Origin of the sequence: Chitinophaga sp. GbtcB8 (assembly GCF_019091455.1) — a bacterium.
Classification (GTDB): domain Bacteria; phylum Bacteroidota; class Bacteroidia; order Chitinophagales; family Chitinophagaceae; genus Chitinophaga.
The window spans coordinates 39,612-55,273 of sequence record NZ_JAGXJN010000036.1 but is presented as its reverse complement, the minus strand read 5'-3'; the positions used below and the strand labels follow the sequence as shown (position 1 = coordinate 55,273).

Sequence of the window (15,662 nt, the reverse complement as noted above, 5' to 3'; positions counted from 1 at the left end):
TTTAAATAATGATTGTTTATTAGGTTTTGGTTTATTTATTCATTGATCAAGAGCGTGCTGTCGGTGATCTCATAACTGAATGCCCTGGACCTGGCCAGGTAGTACATAATATCCTGTAATGAGTTGTGCTGGAAAGAGCCGGTGAGGCGGTACTGCCGCGGCGTTTCAGAAAGGAACTCCACTTTTTTGCCAAAGGTGCGTTCCAGCTCTGCGCCAATAGTTTCCAGCGTGGCGTTCTTAAATACCAGGCGGCCTTCTGTCCAGGCTTTATCATCATTGCTGGCAGTAGCTTCTTTTATCAGCTGGCCGGTTTGTTGTGCATAGGTAACCTTTACATCCGGCGTAATTAAGATGGTATCCGGCTTGCGCTGCCCATTTTCATACAGGGGAATGAAGGCTACTTTACCGGTGCTTACAGAGGTTTGCACAGGCTCATTCTCATAGGCGCGTATGTTAAAGGAGGTGCCCAGCACCTGTATAGTGCCTTTATGCAGGTGAATAATAAACGGGCGGCCGGGATTGTTGGCTACATCAAAGAAGGCCTCACCTTCCAGGTACACTTCGCGTGAGGCGTTGCTGAACACTTCCGGGTAGCTGAGGCGGCTATCAGCATTCAGCCATATTTTACTGCCATCCGTTAATTCAATAACGGCTTTTGTGGCCTTACCATTCTGCCGTTTCATCCACTGCGCAGTATCTGCTTTAACAGCGGCCAGCTGTTTAACCGGTGTAGCGCGGTGCAACAAATCAGACAGCGACAATACCAATACTACGGATGCGGCAATGGCAGATCCTATAATAAGGCTGCGTTGCAGGTACCTGCGTTTAGGCTGTGGCATGCTTAGGGTTGTAAGCGGCGCCTGCTCCGGCAGCTGCAGCCTTTGCAGCGTGCGTTGCAATGCCTGTTCTGTATTGGCAGATGAATAATAATGCGATTCTGTAAAATGTTTTTGCAGGATGGCAGCACGCTCCCGTAGTTCTGCATGCGCCTGCAACAGGGCTTCCAGTTCCTGCAGCTCGTGTTTGGTAGCTTCGCCTGCAAGTTTCCTGGTCATGAGTGTAACAAATAATTCTTCATTCATAGATGGAGCTGATTGTTACAGAGAGGACAGGGCAAGCAGTGAAAATTACTTACAAGGGGAAGATCTTTTTTCCATTTTCTTTATTGCCGGAGAGGTAAGGGCCAATGGCTTCATTGAGGCGGCGCATGGCGCGCACCAATTGTGTTTCTACAGTACGGGGCGATATATTGAGGATCTCTGCTACTTCTTTATACTTGAAACCTTCTTCTTTGATCAGCTTAAAAACTTTACGGCACTGGTCCGGCAGGCGTTCTACCTCCTGGTCCATTTTAAAAAGGATCTCTTTCCATTCCATTTCCCGCTCGGGATCAATAGGGCTGATCAGCTGGGCCAGGCTATTTTCAGGAAGTGGTGTTACGCGCAGGTTGGAGTATTGCTGCAGGTAATTGAGCGAATGATTTTTTATGGCTACAAACAGGTATACTTCCAGGTTGTGGATGCCTTCCAGGGCTTCCCGGCGGTTCCAGACCTTCACAAATACGTCGCTTACAATTTCTTCCGCGGCCTCCCGTGCCTGCACATATTGCAGGCAAAAGCGTAACAAGCGGTCGTAGAAATGGCGGAACAGCTCTGCAAAGGCCTGCTCATTCCCGTAACGTGCAATTTGATGCTGCCACTCTGTAATTTTCACATTGTTCATACGCGGATGCGGAATAGGAACCCCTAAGGTAATTTTCCCCCTTTCCTTAGTAGGACAGGGAATTTGGGAAAATTACGTACAACGGAGGGAAAAATAATTACGAAATATCAATTACGAATTACGAATGGAATGCAGTGGAGGGGAAAGGGAGTTGAGCAGTGGAGAAAGATCCCATGAAAGTTGTAGGTTATTTGTTGGAACGGGAAATGAGATTTTAGGGCTGCTGACATAGGGTTGTCACTCCGCCCGGACATCTTTGCAGGGTTAAAAGATCATTCTTAAAAAAAGGAATTTATGACAACACAGGAGATTGCAAACCAGTATTACGAACTGGCATGCCAAAGCAAATGGATTGAAATACAGGACGGGCTTTATGACGGGCAGGTTTTATCCCGGGAGCCGGAACATGCTGCATTAAGGGGCGTGCAGGTAATAACCAAAGGCCTGGAAGCATTGAAGGCCAAAGGCGTAGCGCACCGTGGAATGATAGAAACCGTTCATAGCCAGTATTGCAGTGAGCCGTTAATAGCAGGTAATTTCTTCAGCGTAGTGTTAAGGCGGGATGTTACCTATAAGGACAAGCCCCGTATGGAAACGGAGGAAATTGGCATCTTTGAAGTAAAGGATGGTAAAGTTGTTTCAGAGCAATTCTTCTATTGATCCGTTAGCCCCACATTCTCCTTCCGCCCGGGGAATGCCCGTGAACGTTGTCCCCGCATAAGAAAAAGGCCGCTCACATCTGTGTGGCGGCCTCTCTTACTATCATTACAAACTATGAATGGCGGTAAATAGCTCGTAATAAATAATAGTAAGTGTTTCTTAAAACAAATCACCGGCTACTATCATAAATGGCGGTAAATAACGTAACCGGTGATCTGTAACTATCCCTGTCCCAAAAGAAACTTTATCCTAGTTCCCTGCTCTCCGTGCTTCTTCCGTAGTTCCTGTTTGCCGCTCGCGGGCGCCTTTTATATTGTTGTTGCCAAAACGGTAGCTGAAAGCAAGGGTATAAACGGTCTGGTTCCAGGTATTGCGGATACGGGTATCCACATTATCGTACAGCGCAGTGCCCTTGAACATGTTGCCGGCCTTGCAAATGTTGGTTACATTGAACTTGATGGTGCCGTTCTTATTCAGCACCTGTTTTTGCAAACCCAGGCTTACATCATACTGGGCCTGCCCCCTGAAAATACCCGACACAAAGGGCGAGTTATAATAGGGGCTTACCTCCGCCTTCATATCATACGGCAGGGTAAAAGTGTTGGTGGAGCTGAAGTAATATTCCACCCGGCTGTTCTGCACATTAATACCGGCAGATTGCAGGTCGTATTTATTGTAATACATGCTCAGCGTATTACTCATGTTCCACCATTTGGTAACATCAAACGGCAGTACCAGCGACAGGCTGTAGTTCTTCCGGTTGTTATAGTTAATGTTGGTGCTAAGGGTGATCTTGGTGCTGTCGTTCTGCGTAAGCAGCTCGTCGATCACATCCCGGGTATAGCTGTACCCTACAGTAAGAATATATTTTTGCTTATAGCTGTAGGAAAGTTCGGTATTATCCGTGTACTCCGGCCGCAGGTAAGGGTTACCGCGGGCATAGGTGTACTTGTCCAGGAAGAACAGGAAGGGGTTTAACCCATTGTAACCCGGGCGGTCAATACGGCGGGAATAGGACAGCCCTATCTTATTATCCTCATTCACTTTATAGTCTGCTGCCAGGCTGGGAAAAAAGTCCAGGTAAGAACGTTTGATCTTGCTTTGCAGGCTGATGGAGTTCCCTTCTGAAATGGTTTTCTCCAGGCGCAGGCCGGCCTGCACATCCCATTTGCGCCATTGCAGCTTATAGGTGGTGTAGGCCGCCAGGATGTTCTCTTTATAAATAAACTGGTCGCTTTGGGACGGGGCGTATACATAGTCCTTGCCTTTCAGCGAATCATAACGCAGCTTGTTATCTGTTTCCACAAAGCTGGCTTTTACGCCGGCTTCTATTTTGGATTGTTTGTTCAGGGGCAGCACCAGGTCGGCCTTAATGCTTTTAATGGTAACATTGGTATTACCCATGTTGCGGATGGCATGCGGGTCGCGCACAGTTTCCAGGTGGCGGTCGTACAGGCTGTCGCGCAGGTTCAGGTTTCGGTTGTTCTTGAACCGGGCGTAATCCGCATCCATGCTTATTTCCGTGCCGTTGGTATCCAGCTGGCCCTTGTAGTTCAGGTTCACGGCTACGTTATTGAACTTGTTGTTATTGGTAGTAAGGGTGTTCAGCACAGAATCTATTTCGCCGGTTTGCTTGCCAATATCAGTAGCGCTGTAAATGCTGTTGCGGAAAGAGTTGTTATACCCGTTCACCAGTACACCTACGGTATGCTGTTTGTTAATGAAGTAATCCATACCGGCTTTGTAGGTGCTGTTCTTAAACTGGTTACGCTGCCAGATATCCTGGTGAAACAGCATGGGCTCATCCGCATTAATATAACGCCACAGCTCCCGCAGGGTATAAAAACGGCGGTCGCCATAGTTGTAGTTACCAAACAGGTTAAACTTAGTGGTGCGCCAGTTCAGGTTACCGCCGGCATTGTAAATAGGATAGCGGCTTTGGCCCATGCTGGCATTTATGGTGCCATTGATGCCGGTAAGCTGTCCCTTTTTGGTTTTAATGTTAATGATACCGCTGTTACCGGCTGCATCATACTTGGCGCCGGGCGTGGTAATGATCTCTATCTGGGAAATGGTTTCTGCCGGCGTGCTTTTCAGCAGGTTGCTCAGCTGCTCGCCGGATAAATAGGTGAGCTTACCATCCAGCATAATGGTTACGCCCTGGTTGCCTTTTACCATTACGTTATCATCTTTATCAATGGTAACGCCGGGCGCTTTGCGCAGCAGATCCAACACGTTCTGCCCTGCGGACGATACGCTGCTTTCCACGTTCAGCGTGGTTTTGCCGGCGCTGCGTTCAATAAAAGGCTTTTGTGCGGTTACATTAACCGCCTGCAGGTTCTTGGTTTGCTGTACTAACTGTATGGCGGGTAAGGAGAGGTTTTGGTGGTTCGCATCCAGGATGAAGGCCGGGCTCAGTACGGGGGCATACCCCATGAGGGTAGATTGTATATAGTAATGTCCGAAAGGTATATTATCAATGGTGCAATTGCCTTGTTCAGTACTTAGCTCACCTTTTACCAGCGCGCTGTCCTTTACGGCGCGTACCAGCACGTTGGCAAAGCCCAGGGGCTGGTTCCTGCTATCAATGATCCTGACTGTTATTTTGCCTTGTTTGTTGGCGCTTTGGGCCCATGCGGTACCCAGGGTTAAGAGCATAAAAAGCCCCGTTAGTATGATCCTGTTCATATTCACAGATTGGTCGCAGCCATGACGGACAGCTACGGCATTAAATGTTGTAATATTTATTGACGGTTTTAGAAAATGCCTACAGTTTAGATCTTGCGGCATGCGTTAGTGCATGCATCGTTGTGTTGTTTTGACGGTATGAAAAATTCCGGTATACGTGTAACCAGGTAAAACGGCACCAGTTCAGGACGTAACTCTACTTTATCAGCGGCAGGTGCTTTTGAAAGACGGTTTCCCCAGGTACATAATGCCAGTACAACGATACAGAACATTAATAGCAGGATGACCTTTTTCATTTTTGATTACTTTCTTATAAAGACGAGCAAGTTAAAGAAAGGTTGCACACGTCAATATAAATTGTGACGTAATGCAATATTTCCCCTGTACGGGTATTGAATATCAGTGTATTATAACTGCATGTCGCTGGCGAGTGGTGCGGGGTCTTTTAAAATTCTTTGCACAGTAACGGGCGATCTTTGTTCCAGTAAAATGGTTTTGTTATTGCTTAGCTCTTCCAGTAAACCGTTCTCATAATAACGTACGGTAAGCAATTGCAGCGCTTCATTATAGGCCAGCTTAAAATCCTGGTGCAGGGTTTTAATAAGCTGCTCAATTTTTTCCGGGCTGTTATCAATACAGCAGGAGAAGCTGATAGCTGCATTCTGCATCAGGTTGATCTTTATTTTGAGGCCGTGGAAGATATCATATATATCGCTGATCTTATCTTCCGTAATAAAAGCATAATCGCGGGAGGTAACGGTGATCAGCACCTGGTTTTGCTTCAGCACAATAATGGGCGGCAGCTGCGCATGGTCTGCTTCTTCTTTGATCACGGTGCCCGGAAGGTCTTTGTTCAGGAATGATTTTACATACAGCGGGATCTGTTTGTTCTGCAGCGGTTTAATGGTTTTGGGGTGAATAACCTGCGCGCCGTAATAAGCCATTTCAATCACCTCGCTGTAGCTGATCTCCGGTATATTAATGGTGTTGGGGAACAGCTTGGGATCGGCATTCTTTAAGCCTTCCACATCTTTCCAGATGGTTTGGCTTTCGGCATCCAGCATATTGGCAAATACCGCGGCGGAGTAATCACTGCCCTCGCGGCCCAGGGTTACGCTTTCATTCTGATCCGTGCTGCCAATAAAGCCCTGTGCTATTACCACGTTGGTGCTGTTAAACAAGGGTAATACCTTTTCCGTGATGTTACGCTGGGTCACTGCCCAGTCAATGTTGGCATCGCGGAAGTTATCGTCGGTACGGAAAACGTCGCGCACATCTATCCAGGTATTGGTTATGCCGGCCTGGTTAAACCATGCGCTTACAATGGCGGTGCTTAACAGCTCGCCCAGGCTTACCAGCTGGTCATAATAATAATCGAAGGTGCGCAGGGGCTTTTCGCCCAGCGTCCATTCCGCTTCAGTAAAGAACTGCTGTAGCTGCTGGAACACGGCATGCTCCCGGTTACCCAGCAGGGCAGCGGCGGTTTCTATATGGGCCTGCTCTAAATTAAAGAGCAGCTGGGCGGCTATTTCCCGCTTACGCATAAAAAAGTTCTGGGCCACCTTTTCCAGCTCATTGGTGGTTTTACCCATGGCGGATATAACGATCAGGATCTTTTCATCGGGAAAAGACTGCACAATGGCACCCACTTTATGGATGCGTTCAATACTTTCTAAACTTGCTCCGCCAAATTTGAAAACCTTCATAGGGCAAAATATCTTCTGTTAAAAAAAGTTCCGGCAAATTACGGCAACTTTGAAATTGTTTTAAAATATGTTAGAAAAGAAATGACAGTCCCGTTAAAATAGAACTATTTTACTTTATATTCGTTCGTACCCAAATCTAATAACCATATATGAACAGCAAGCAAAAGGTGATGACCTTAGACGAATTTACCATCCAGGAGCTTAGGAATTACCCGGGGGCCACCGGCCAGCTATCCGGTTTATTACGGGATATAGGGCTGGCAGCCAAACGTGTGAATGTAGAGGTGAACAAGGCCGGTATTGCCGATATACTGGGGGAAGTTGGTAAAACCAACGTACAGGGCGAATCCGTTAAAAAGCTGGATGAATTTGCGAACGACCAGTTCATTGACTCCCTGCAAAGCAGCATTTATTGCTGTGGCGTGGCTTCTGAAGAGAATGAAACCTTTATTGCTTTTGATGATGAACATTCCAGGAATTCTAAATACGTTGTTTTGCTGGACCCGTTAGACGGTTCAAATAATATAGATGTAAACGTTTCCATAGGCACCATTTTCTCCGTATACCGGCGTTTAAGCCCTAACGGCAGCCGTTGTGAGCTGGAGGACTTCCTGCAGCCCGGCACCCAGCAGATTGCCGCCGGCTATATTATTTACGGCTCCTCTACCATGCTGGTGTACGCTACCCGCCGCAGCGTACAGGGTTTTACCCTGGACCCCTCCATAGGGGAGTTCTGCCTGTCGCACCCGAACCTTAAATGCCCTACTGACAGTGATATTTTCTCTGTGAATATAGGGTATTACCATATGTATGAGCCCCGCATACGCGCTGCTATTGACCAGTTTATGGCCCGTAATGAGCAGGATAGGCTGTACCGGCACCGCTTTGTAGGCTGTATGGTAGCGGAAATACACCGTACGCTGATCCAGGGCGGTATTTTCATGTACCCTGCCTTTGGCAAATTCTCCGCAGGCCGCCTGCGCCTGTGTTATGAGTGCAATCCCATGTCGTTCATTATGGAAAAGGCCGGGGGCGTGGCTATGGCCAACGGGCGGCAACGCCTGCTGGAGCTGAAGCCCGCCCAGCTGCACCAGCGGGTACCTATTTTTATTGGCTCCAAAGGTTTGATGGATACCTGGCAGCAGATTGTTACCAACTACCGGGGGTAGGCACAAAGCAGAAAGCAATGGCAGGCATACAAGCCAATCAGCTTTGTGCTTTACGCTTTAAGCTTTACGCTAAATTAAAAATAGGTACAATACTTGCTAAACCTGAACCGTTTTAAATAGTCTAACAGGGACATTCCCTTTTTCAATTATTTAATAAGTATATGGTTATTAGCAAACAACGCAAGATCGTACTATTATTTTTGAGCTTTTTCCTGAGCATGCAGGCCTGGGCCTGCCACCGGGGCACTGTGGCTGCTGATAGCAGCGTGGCCGCCAAGAGCATGGATGAGCAGATCCTGTATTACACCAACAAGTTCCGTCAGTCCAAGGGGCTGGCCCCGCTGCAGCTGGTAACAACCATCAGCAAAGAGGCAGAAGACCATAGCCAGGATATGGCTAAAGGCCGTACCGGTTTTGGGCACGAGGGTTTTGAGGAACGCGTGGACCATGTAGGTAAAAAACTGGGCCGGGTAGCTGCCGCCGCTGAAAACGTGGCCTATGGCAACCTGGATGCAGAAGGCGTGGTGAATGGCTGGATCAAAAGCCCCGGGCACCGCCGCAATATGCTGGGCGACTATAACCTGATAGGTATTGGCTCCGCACAAGGCAAGGGCAACATTATTTTCTTTACCCAGGTTTTTATTAAACACTAAGAGAAAAGTAAAAATTAGAAGCCGCAGGCTATAGGCATTTGCTTATAGGTTGCGGCTTCATTGCTTTTTTTACTTTTAACTTTTGCGTTTTAACTTTTACTTTTGGAACATGGAAAAGAGAACGATCATTACGGTGAAGGACCTGGTAAAACAGTATGGCGACTTTACCGCGGTTAAAGGCATCAGCTTTGAGGTGTATGAGAACGAGATCTTTGGCCTGCTGGGCCCTACCGGCGCCGGTAAATCCACCACGCTGGAGATCATAGAAACCTTACGCGATAAAACCTCCGGGCAGGTAATGGTAGATGGGATGGACCTGGATAAAGACCCCAATGGTATTAAAAAGATCATTGGCGTGCAGCTGCAAAGCTCCGGTTATTACCCCAACCTGAACCTCACGGAGCTGATAGACCTGTTCAGCGGTTTATATAACCAGCCCGTTGATCCTAAGGAGCTGCTGCAGCGGTTTAACCTGGAAGATAAGGCTGCCGCCAAGTATAAGCAGCTTTCCGGGGGCCAAAAACAGCGCTTTTCCATAGCCACTACGCTCATTAACAAACCCAAGATCATTTTCCTGGATGAACCCACCCCCGGCCTGGACCCCCAGGCACGGCGCAACCTGTGGGAGCTGATACAGCTGGTGCGCTCCCAGGGCACAACGGTAGTGATCACCACCCATTATATGGACGAAGCAGAGTTCCTTTGCGACCGCTGCGCCATTGTAGATAAAGGTGAGATCATTGCCATTAACTCACCCGATGCTTTAATTGACAACCTGGTAGCCGGCGGCTTTGAACGCCAGAAAGAAGTGAAGCAGGCCAACCTGGAGGATGTGTTCCTGCACATGACAGGACGCGCGCTGCGCGAAGAATAGTTGTTTGCTTATTCCGGCAATATGGAAAACGAAATGCGGTGGCGCAAACGTTTGGATGGCGCAATTATCCGATCATTAATTATTCATTCTTCATTAATAATTATGCTGGAACAGCTACAATACCCGATCGGCCGCTTTGAGGCCCCCATGCTTATTAAGCCCGAAGACCTTAAGATCTATATCAACGATATCCGTTATTTTCCTTCCATCCTGGAAATAGCCGTACAGGACCTGGATGCCTGGCAGCTGAACACGCCTTACCGCCCTGGCGGCTGGACGGTAATGCAGGTGGTGCACCATGTAGCAGACAGCCACATGAATGCGCTAATCCGTTTTAAGCTGGCGCTTACAGAAGATAACCCGGTGATTAAACCTTACGACGAAGCTGCCTGGGCTAAGCTGGGCGATGTGGAACGCACGCCTATCAACATGTCCATTACATTGCTGCATGCCTTGCATGCCCGCTGGGTGAATTTAATGGAAAGCATGTCGCCGGAGGATTGGGAGCGCTCTTTTGTACACCCGGAGCATAATACAACCTTTAAGCTGAAAACCGTTGCCGCCAATTATGCCTGGCATGGCAAACATCATTTTGCACATATTGAAAGGCTGAGGGAGAGGGGATTTGATAAGTAGGAAACAACAATACCGCCAACCATATTAAACAATCCATAATGGCTTCATTAGACTGGAAAACGCTGCATTCAGAATACATTTATAAGGATGCCTGGCTAACCGCCCGTAAAGACCGTTGTATCACCCCCACCGGCAAAATTGTAGAACCTTATTACGTGCTGGAATATGCTAACTGGGTAAATGGCTTAGCCATTGCAGAAGATGGGCGCGTGATCATGGTAAGGCAGTTCCGGCAGGGATTCAGGCAAACCCTGTTGGAGATCCCCGGCGGCACCATGGACCCGGAGGATGCATCGCCGGAAATAGCCATGCGCCGTGAGCTGCTGGAAGAAACCGGCCATTCATTTGAGCAGATGACCTACCTGGGCGAGATCTGTCCCAACCCGGCATCCAGCAACAACGTAACGCATATGTTCCTGGCTACCGGCGGTAAAAAAGTACAGGAGCAGCAGCTGGACCAGAACGAAGAAATAGAGATCGTATATCTTACTATGGAGGAGCTGAAGCAAATGCTGCTAAAGCAGGAGATCAAACAAAGCCTGCACGTAACCTGTATCTTATATGCCCTGCTTAAGCTGGAGCAGCTAAAGATCGTTTAAGGGCTACATAGCTTCCGATACTATAAAAAAGCTGCCGCATACCAGTATCATATCATCCTTATGGGCATGCTGTTTAGCAGCCTGTAAGGCTTCCTGCACGGTGGCATAGGTATGCCCCTTTAAGCCGCTTGCAGCAGCCATTTCCGCCAGGACATGCTCATCCAGCGCACGCGGTATCTGCGCTTTGGTGAAATAATACGTAGCAGTAGCAGGGAACAGGGGCAATACCGCATCCACCGCTTTATCTTTTACAAAACCGGTTACAATATGCAGCTGCTGGTACCTGGTGTGCCGCAGTTGTTGCATGATCTCTTTTATACCGGCTTCATTGTGGCCTACATCCATTACCAGCAGCGGGTTTTCGCTCATTACCTCCCAGCGCCCGCGCAGGCCGGTTAGTTTTTTTACGTGTAACAAACCATCGTGCAGGGCTGCTTCCGGAATATTCCAGCCGCTGTGCTGCAATAATTTTACAGCACTCAGCACCGTCATAATATTCTTTTCCTGGTATTGCCCGCTAAGGCCCAGGGTAATGTGTTTTACCTGCTGTTGTTGTTTATGCAGCAGCTGCATTTGCAAACCGCTGCCGGGATGGGTTGGGTTTAAATTGCTTTCCTGCACCAGCCATTCCTGGTCGGCAAAGTGAATGGGGGCCTGCATATCCGCCGCTTTGTCAGCGAATACGGCTTGTATGGCGGGCTGTGTTTCGCCAATTATTACCGGTACGCCTGCTTTTATAATGCCTGCTTTTTCTGCTGCAATTTCCGGCAGGGTATTGCCCAGTATGTGCATATGATCATAGCTGATGTTGGTGATCACAGACAGCTCCGGTGTAATTACGTTGGTGCTGTCCAGCCGCCCGCCCAGGCCTACTTCTATTACCGCTACATCTACCTGCTCCAGCGCAAAATAATGGAAGGCCATGGCTACGGTAAGCTCAAAGAAAGAGGGTTCTATGCTGGCAATAGCGTCCTGCATTTGCTCCACAAATTCCACCACAAACTTTTCCGGTACCATTTGCCCGTTTATACGTATCCGTTCCCGGAAATCCTGCAGGTGAGGGGAGGTGTACAGGCCTACCTTATAACCGGCCTGTTGCAGGATGGCGGCCAGCATATGGCTCGTAGAGCCCTTGCCGTTAGTACCGGCTATATGTATGGATTTAAACTTGTGCTGGGGATTATCCAGCAGGTTACACAGCTCCAGTGTATTATGCAGATCATTCTTCAGGGCTGCGGCGCCTACCCGGGTAAACATGGGCAGGTGCTGGTAGAGGTAATCAACAGTTTGCTGATAGTTCATATAAGTTGGTATTACAGAAAAACCATTCCGTAATGCAAACTTCGATAAAAAAATTAAATGAAGGTATTTTTAAGCATTAATTAGGCGCGCACTGTACCTGCTGTAATTGTTTGCCATAGCGGCCACCGCTGCCATCCCGCTTTTTCAGGCTGATCATGGGCACGCGCAGGGCCAGGAACCCATCTGCATGGTTAAGCTGTGAACGCAGCAGGTTGGAGATAATGCTGGCAGAGCCTATCACCAGGGGGCCTAAGCGCAAGCCCACACCGGCATCCACCTGGCCAAAGCGGTTCACTACCATGGGTAAATAAGCGCCAAAATTGCGGATATCAAAATGCGGGGTTACCTGTAATTGTGTAATAGCGTAGTTCTTACTGTCATCCTTTTTCCCGGAGAAAAACCCTACTACTGCATTGGCGCTTATAAAAAAGCGGCCGTCAATATTATAATCGCCGGACAAATGCAGGGCCGTAGGTAAGTTCATAAAATACCCATCGTAGGTAGAGATGGGTGTAAAATAATCCCGTACGCGGCGGTAGTAACGCTGCCAGCCTTCCTTATCACGGTATTTGAGCGAATCAGGGCTAATGTGGCCGGTGGTAAGATCCAGGTCAGCATTGGCCGGCGCCTTTTTGTAAAAGATACCGCCTATGTCAGTAACGGAAGCCCCTATACGCAATTTATAGGTGCTGGCATCCGGGTTCCAGGCATCGCTGTCATAATCGCCAAAACCATCACCGCCGTCCGGGCGCCATTCGTAGATCACGCCCAGGTCCAGGCCTACGCCCGGATTTTCAAAGAGCTTGAAGTTTTTGTAATCCGGGTTCTCCCAGTTATCAACGGTTTCATTATAACCTACTTTAAGGGTACCGCGGCTAATGGTAGCATCCCGCCGGGTGTTCATAAGAAAAGTAGCATCATTGGCCACGGCATAACCGGAGGCAATGCCGCTCAGGTACTTGAGGGTAGCGCCGGCTTTCCAGCGGTTTTCCCCATCATCTTTGATCACACGGGCATAGCTTAGGCCAAACTCGTTCCAGGTGTGCACTGCAACATTCGCATAATCAAGATTATAGTTACGGCCCACAAAACGCGGGTTGGGAAAGTCTATTCCAAAGAAATTGGCGATGGGCGTTTCTACATTACCGCCATTGGCTGCGGCCCGTATGCGCCAGGTAAAAGCAACGGACTGCGTTTCATCAATAGAGTATAATACGGAAGGCATCAGGATCTCAGCCATGCCCCAGCCATATTGCCGGCTGCTGGCGCTGGTATCCAGGAAATAATCACGGTCACGTATAAATTTATTGGGCTGGTTAATTAAAGAAGACTTTTTTACACTGGCATAAGTGTTACCGGCTTTTGCGTCTGCTCCAATGATATTCACATCCCATTTATAACGGGTGCCTGCGGCAGATGCCGGGTTGGTTAACACGCCATAAATACCGGCGTAGTTACTTGTATGAAAACCTGCAAACGATTGGGCCTGTGCTAGTTGACAAAACAATAGCGGGCCTAAAGTGGCAATGACAATTTTTCGCATAGAATCATTGATAGACTGATGGGCGCAAAAAATGGAAAGTGCACAGCTGTACTACACTATAACGCTCAATTCACCTTCCTGATTATGGATGTGTTTACTTTCTTAGCATTTTTTATGCCAGTATTGTCCTGTTCGTATTATTGTACCTTGAAATAAAAGCGGATAGTACCGAACTGCACTTCCGGTGCATCCGGACTTGCATTGTACTTAATTTCCCGGGCAGCTTTTTTGGCAATTTCTATTAGTCTGGCATTGTTAAGAGTAGAGCCCCGGAGGCTATGGGTAGTTTCGATCACATTCCCCTGCCTGTCTACTTTGATATTGATTGCTATGTATCCTGTTTCATTTCCGTCATAGGTAGGCTGCGGGCGGCTTAGCAGCGACCGGCCATGCAGGCGGAAATCACTTTTGCCACCGCCTAAACCGCCACCCGTGTAACCGCTGGCGTTAGGATCGCCGTTGATCTGTCCGCGGTCGCCGGGTTTGCCGGTATTACCTTCACCGGTTGAATTGTTGGAGCCATTGGCATTGTTACCACTGTTGGCATTATTGGCTGTACCTCCGCTGTAAACCGCTTTGGGCTTGGGTGCAGGAGGCACCGGCGCCGGTGGGTTTTCAGAAGGTTTTTTAACTGTTTTAGTGGGTTTGGGCTCCAGGTTCTTTGGAATTTCTTTGGGCCGCTCTACCGGTTTTTCCGGTTTGGTGATCTCAGGAGCCGCTTCTTCATCCTGTGTGGCAATATCTTGCGTGGTGGCATTATCCTGCGCAGGTGTAGGTTGGTTTTGCGGCGTAGAGGCGTTGGCGGAAGCGCTACTGGGCGGGTTGGGATTCAGCGGTTGTTCGTCGCCCATCCCTTCATCTGATGTGCCCAGGTTTACTTCCATACCCAGGTCCTGGTCTGGCAGGGGCGGGGGCGCAGAAAAGCCGGCAAACATCAGCGCTACTAACAGTAACGCGTGTACGCCAATGGTTACGCCTAATGCTTTGATACTTTTCTGATTATCCTGCTCCTGCATACTCAAATGTAATGTTTTTTTTTGACCACTGTTCACTGCGTATGGTCCACTGTCTGCCCGGTCCCCGGTCTGCTCCCCGCGGCGTTATGAGTGTTTCTAACTGTTTTGCATATATAAAACCGTTTGCATCAATAACCAAACATTAACATCCGGTCCATCATCCCCGGACCGTGGACCGCTGTCCGTTACTTCCACAACTCATATGCAAACCGTAATATAGTACCGCACACTACCAGTAAAAAGAACCTGCGTACCAGGCTGTTACCTTTTAAAATGGCTAAACGTGCGCCAAAGAAAGAGCCGGTTAAGTTGCTGACAGCCATTAAAATGGTTACCGGCCATAAAATGTGCCCGTGCGATGCGAAATAAGTGATAGAAGCCACGTTGGTAGACAGGTTCACCACTTTCGCATGGGCGCTGGCATGTAAAAAATCAAAGCCCATAAGGCTAATGAATGCCAGGATCAGGAAACTGCCGGTGCCCGGGCCAAAAAATCCGTCGTAAAACCCTAATACTCCTCCAATAACGATCCCCCATGCCCAGGTATTGCGCGCGGGCCCGGCGGGTTGGTGGGTTTGCTGCCCAAAATCCTTTTTCAGATAGGTGTAAATGGCTACTGCTATTAACAGCACCAGCATTACCGGCTTTAAAAAATGATTAGGTAAATAGGCCACCAGCGACGAGCCGCAGAGCGCGGCAAAAAAAGCAGTGACCGCTGTAACCAGCAGCAGCGGCCTGTCAAACTGCACCCGTTTGGCATATTGCCAGGCAGCCATACTGGTGCCGGAGAACGAAGGTATTTTGGTAGTGCCCAGCAGGGTAGCTACCGGGTATTGCGGAAAGGTGAACAGGATGGCCGGTGTTTGAATTAATCCGCCACCGCCAACAATTGCATCAATAAATCCTGCACATAGGGAAAAACAGCAAAGCAGGACCAGGTCCGTTGTCATAGCGGGCAAAGCTAGTAAAAAAGTTGCCAGTTTCCACTGGGCAGCCCGGGGAGTGGGGGCGTATCGCAGGATGTTTAACTGAACTTAGATTTTTGTAAGTATTTTGCGGCCATTGTTTTTTGTATTACTATTTTTAAGATTTAG

The 15,662-nt window shown here is 48.5% G+C and carries 14 protein-coding genes; 6 read left to right on the top strand and 8 right to left on the bottom strand.

Annotated features, from left to right (window positions below; all coding sequences use genetic code 11):
- Positions 1-35 precede the first annotated feature (35 nt).
- Both KVT36_RS25095 and KVT36_RS25090 read right to left on the bottom strand, forming a co-directional pair.
- Positions 36-1,055, bottom strand: coding sequence for a FecR family protein (locus KVT36_RS25095; protein ID WP_217606193.1), 1,020 nt, complete (start codon positions 1,053-1,055; stop codon positions 36-38).
- Positions 1,056-1,131: 76 nt separating this feature from the next.
- Entirely contained in the window at positions 1,132-1,722 is a 591-nt protein-coding gene (locus KVT36_RS25090; protein WP_217606192.1) for an RNA polymerase sigma-70 factor, read from the bottom strand.
- Positions 1,723-2,016: 294 nt separating this feature from the next.
- On the opposite strand from KVT36_RS25090, the gene KVT36_RS25085 reads away from it, so the two are divergent.
- Positions 2,017-2,382, top strand: a complete 366-nt coding sequence (locus KVT36_RS25085) for a SnoaL-like domain-containing protein (protein WP_217606191.1) — start codon at positions 2,017-2,019, stop codon at positions 2,380-2,382.
- Positions 2,383-2,631: 249 nt separating this feature from the next.
- On the opposite strand, the gene KVT36_RS25080 is transcribed toward KVT36_RS25085, so the two are convergent.
- Together KVT36_RS25080 and KVT36_RS25075 are read right to left on the bottom strand one after the other, a co-directional pair.
- Positions 2,632-5,070 (bottom strand): TonB-dependent receptor, encoded by a 2,439-nt coding sequence (locus KVT36_RS25080; RefSeq protein WP_217606190.1) that lies wholly within the window; start codon positions 5,068-5,070, stop codon positions 2,632-2,634.
- A gap of 407 nt (positions 5,071-5,477) precedes the next feature.
- On the bottom strand, positions 5,478-6,776 hold the full coding sequence (locus tag KVT36_RS25075) for an aspartate kinase (protein WP_217606189.1): 1,299 nt from the start codon (positions 6,774-6,776) through the stop codon (positions 5,478-5,480).
- Between the two features lie 149 nt (positions 6,777-6,925).
- On the opposite strand from KVT36_RS25075, the gene fbp reads away from it, so the two are divergent.
- The 5 genes from fbp to KVT36_RS25050 all read left to right on the top strand — a co-directional run bounded on the left by fbp (position 6,926) and on the right by KVT36_RS25050 (position 10,707).
- Positions 6,926-7,945, top strand: coding sequence for a class 1 fructose-bisphosphatase (fbp, locus tag KVT36_RS25070; RefSeq protein WP_217606188.1), 1,020 nt, complete (start codon positions 6,926-6,928; stop codon positions 7,943-7,945).
- A gap of 161 nt (positions 7,946-8,106) precedes the next feature.
- Complete coding sequence (locus KVT36_RS25065) at positions 8,107-8,598, top strand: CAP domain-containing protein (RefSeq protein WP_217606187.1); 492 nt, start codon at positions 8,107-8,109, stop codon at positions 8,596-8,598.
- 109 nt (positions 8,599-8,707) lie between these two features.
- Positions 8,708-9,472 (top strand): ABC transporter ATP-binding protein, encoded by a 765-nt coding sequence (locus KVT36_RS25060; RefSeq protein ID WP_217606186.1) that lies wholly within the window; start codon positions 8,708-8,710, stop codon positions 9,470-9,472.
- Between the two features lie 102 nt (positions 9,473-9,574).
- Positions 9,575-10,108 (top strand): YfiT family bacillithiol transferase, encoded by a 534-nt coding sequence (locus KVT36_RS25055; RefSeq protein ID WP_217606185.1) that lies wholly within the window; start codon positions 9,575-9,577, stop codon positions 10,106-10,108.
- A gap of 38 nt (positions 10,109-10,146) precedes the next feature.
- On the top strand, positions 10,147-10,707 hold the full coding sequence (locus KVT36_RS25050; protein ID WP_217606184.1) for an NUDIX hydrolase: 561 nt from the start codon (positions 10,147-10,149) through the stop codon (positions 10,705-10,707).
- Between the two features lie 3 nt (positions 10,708-10,710).
- Here the strand turns inward: KVT36_RS25050 and KVT36_RS25045 are convergent, their stop codons facing one another.
- From KVT36_RS25045 to KVT36_RS25030, 4 genes are all read right to left on the bottom strand, one after another.
- Complete coding sequence (locus tag KVT36_RS25045; RefSeq protein WP_217606183.1) at positions 10,711-12,009, bottom strand: folylpolyglutamate synthase/dihydrofolate synthase family protein; 1,299 nt, start codon at positions 12,007-12,009, stop codon at positions 10,711-10,713.
- A 76-nt stretch (positions 12,010-12,085) separates the two neighbouring features.
- Positions 12,086-13,552 carry a DUF5723 family protein gene (locus KVT36_RS25040; protein ID WP_217606182.1) on the bottom strand — a complete coding sequence of 489 codons (1,467 nt, stop codon included), beginning with the start codon at positions 13,550-13,552 and terminating at the stop codon, positions 12,086-12,088.
- 137 nt (positions 13,553-13,689) lie between these two features.
- A complete protein-coding gene (locus tag KVT36_RS25035; RefSeq protein WP_217606181.1) occupies positions 13,690-14,574 on the bottom strand; it encodes a hypothetical protein in 885 nt (294 codons plus the stop codon).
- A gap of 179 nt (positions 14,575-14,753) precedes the next feature.
- Entirely contained in the window at positions 14,754-15,518 is a 765-nt protein-coding gene (locus KVT36_RS25030; protein WP_217606180.1) for a TSUP family transporter, read from the bottom strand.
- Between the last annotated feature and the right edge of the window lie 144 nt (positions 15,519-15,662).

Excerpts from the sequence above, each read along its gene's own strand:
- KVT36_RS25085 (WP_217606191.1), top strand. The coding sequence starts at position 2,017 with ATGACAACACAGGAGATTGCAAACCAGTATTACGAACTGGCATGCCAA.
- KVT36_RS25080 (WP_217606190.1), bottom strand. The coding sequence starts at position 5,070 with ATGAACAGGATCATACTAACGGGGCTTTTTATGCTCTTAACCCTGGGT.
- KVT36_RS25065 (WP_217606187.1), top strand. The coding sequence starts at position 8,107 with ATGGTTATTAGCAAACAACGCAAGATCGTACTATTATTTTTGAGCTTT.
- KVT36_RS25060 (WP_217606186.1), top strand. The coding sequence starts at position 8,708 with ATGGAAAAGAGAACGATCATTACGGTGAAGGACCTGGTAAAACAGTAT.
- KVT36_RS25055 (WP_217606185.1), top strand. The coding sequence starts at position 9,575 with ATGCTGGAACAGCTACAATACCCGATCGGCCGCTTTGAGGCCCCCATG.
- KVT36_RS25095 (WP_217606193.1), bottom strand. The coding sequence starts at position 1,055 with ATGACCAGGAAACTTGCAGGCGAAGCTACCAAACACGAGCTGCAGGAA.
- KVT36_RS25030 (WP_217606180.1), bottom strand. The coding sequence starts at position 15,518 with ATGACAACGGACCTGGTCCTGCTTTGCTGTTTTTCCCTATGTGCAGGA.
- fbp (WP_217606188.1), top strand. The coding sequence starts at position 6,926 with ATGAACAGCAAGCAAAAGGTGATGACCTTAGACGAATTTACCATCCAG.
- KVT36_RS25050 (WP_217606184.1), top strand. The coding sequence starts at position 10,147 with ATGGCTTCATTAGACTGGAAAACGCTGCATTCAGAATACATTTATAAG.
- KVT36_RS25045 (WP_217606183.1), bottom strand. The coding sequence starts at position 12,009 with ATGAACTATCAGCAAACTGTTGATTACCTCTACCAGCACCTGCCCATG.
- KVT36_RS25040 (WP_217606182.1), bottom strand. The coding sequence starts at position 13,552 with ATGCGAAAAATTGTCATTGCCACTTTAGGCCCGCTATTGTTTTGTCAA.
- KVT36_RS25090 (WP_217606192.1), bottom strand. The coding sequence starts at position 1,722 with ATGAACAATGTGAAAATTACAGAGTGGCAGCATCAAATTGCACGTTAC.
- KVT36_RS25075 (WP_217606189.1), bottom strand. The coding sequence starts at position 6,776 with ATGAAGGTTTTCAAATTTGGCGGAGCAAGTTTAGAAAGTATTGAACGC.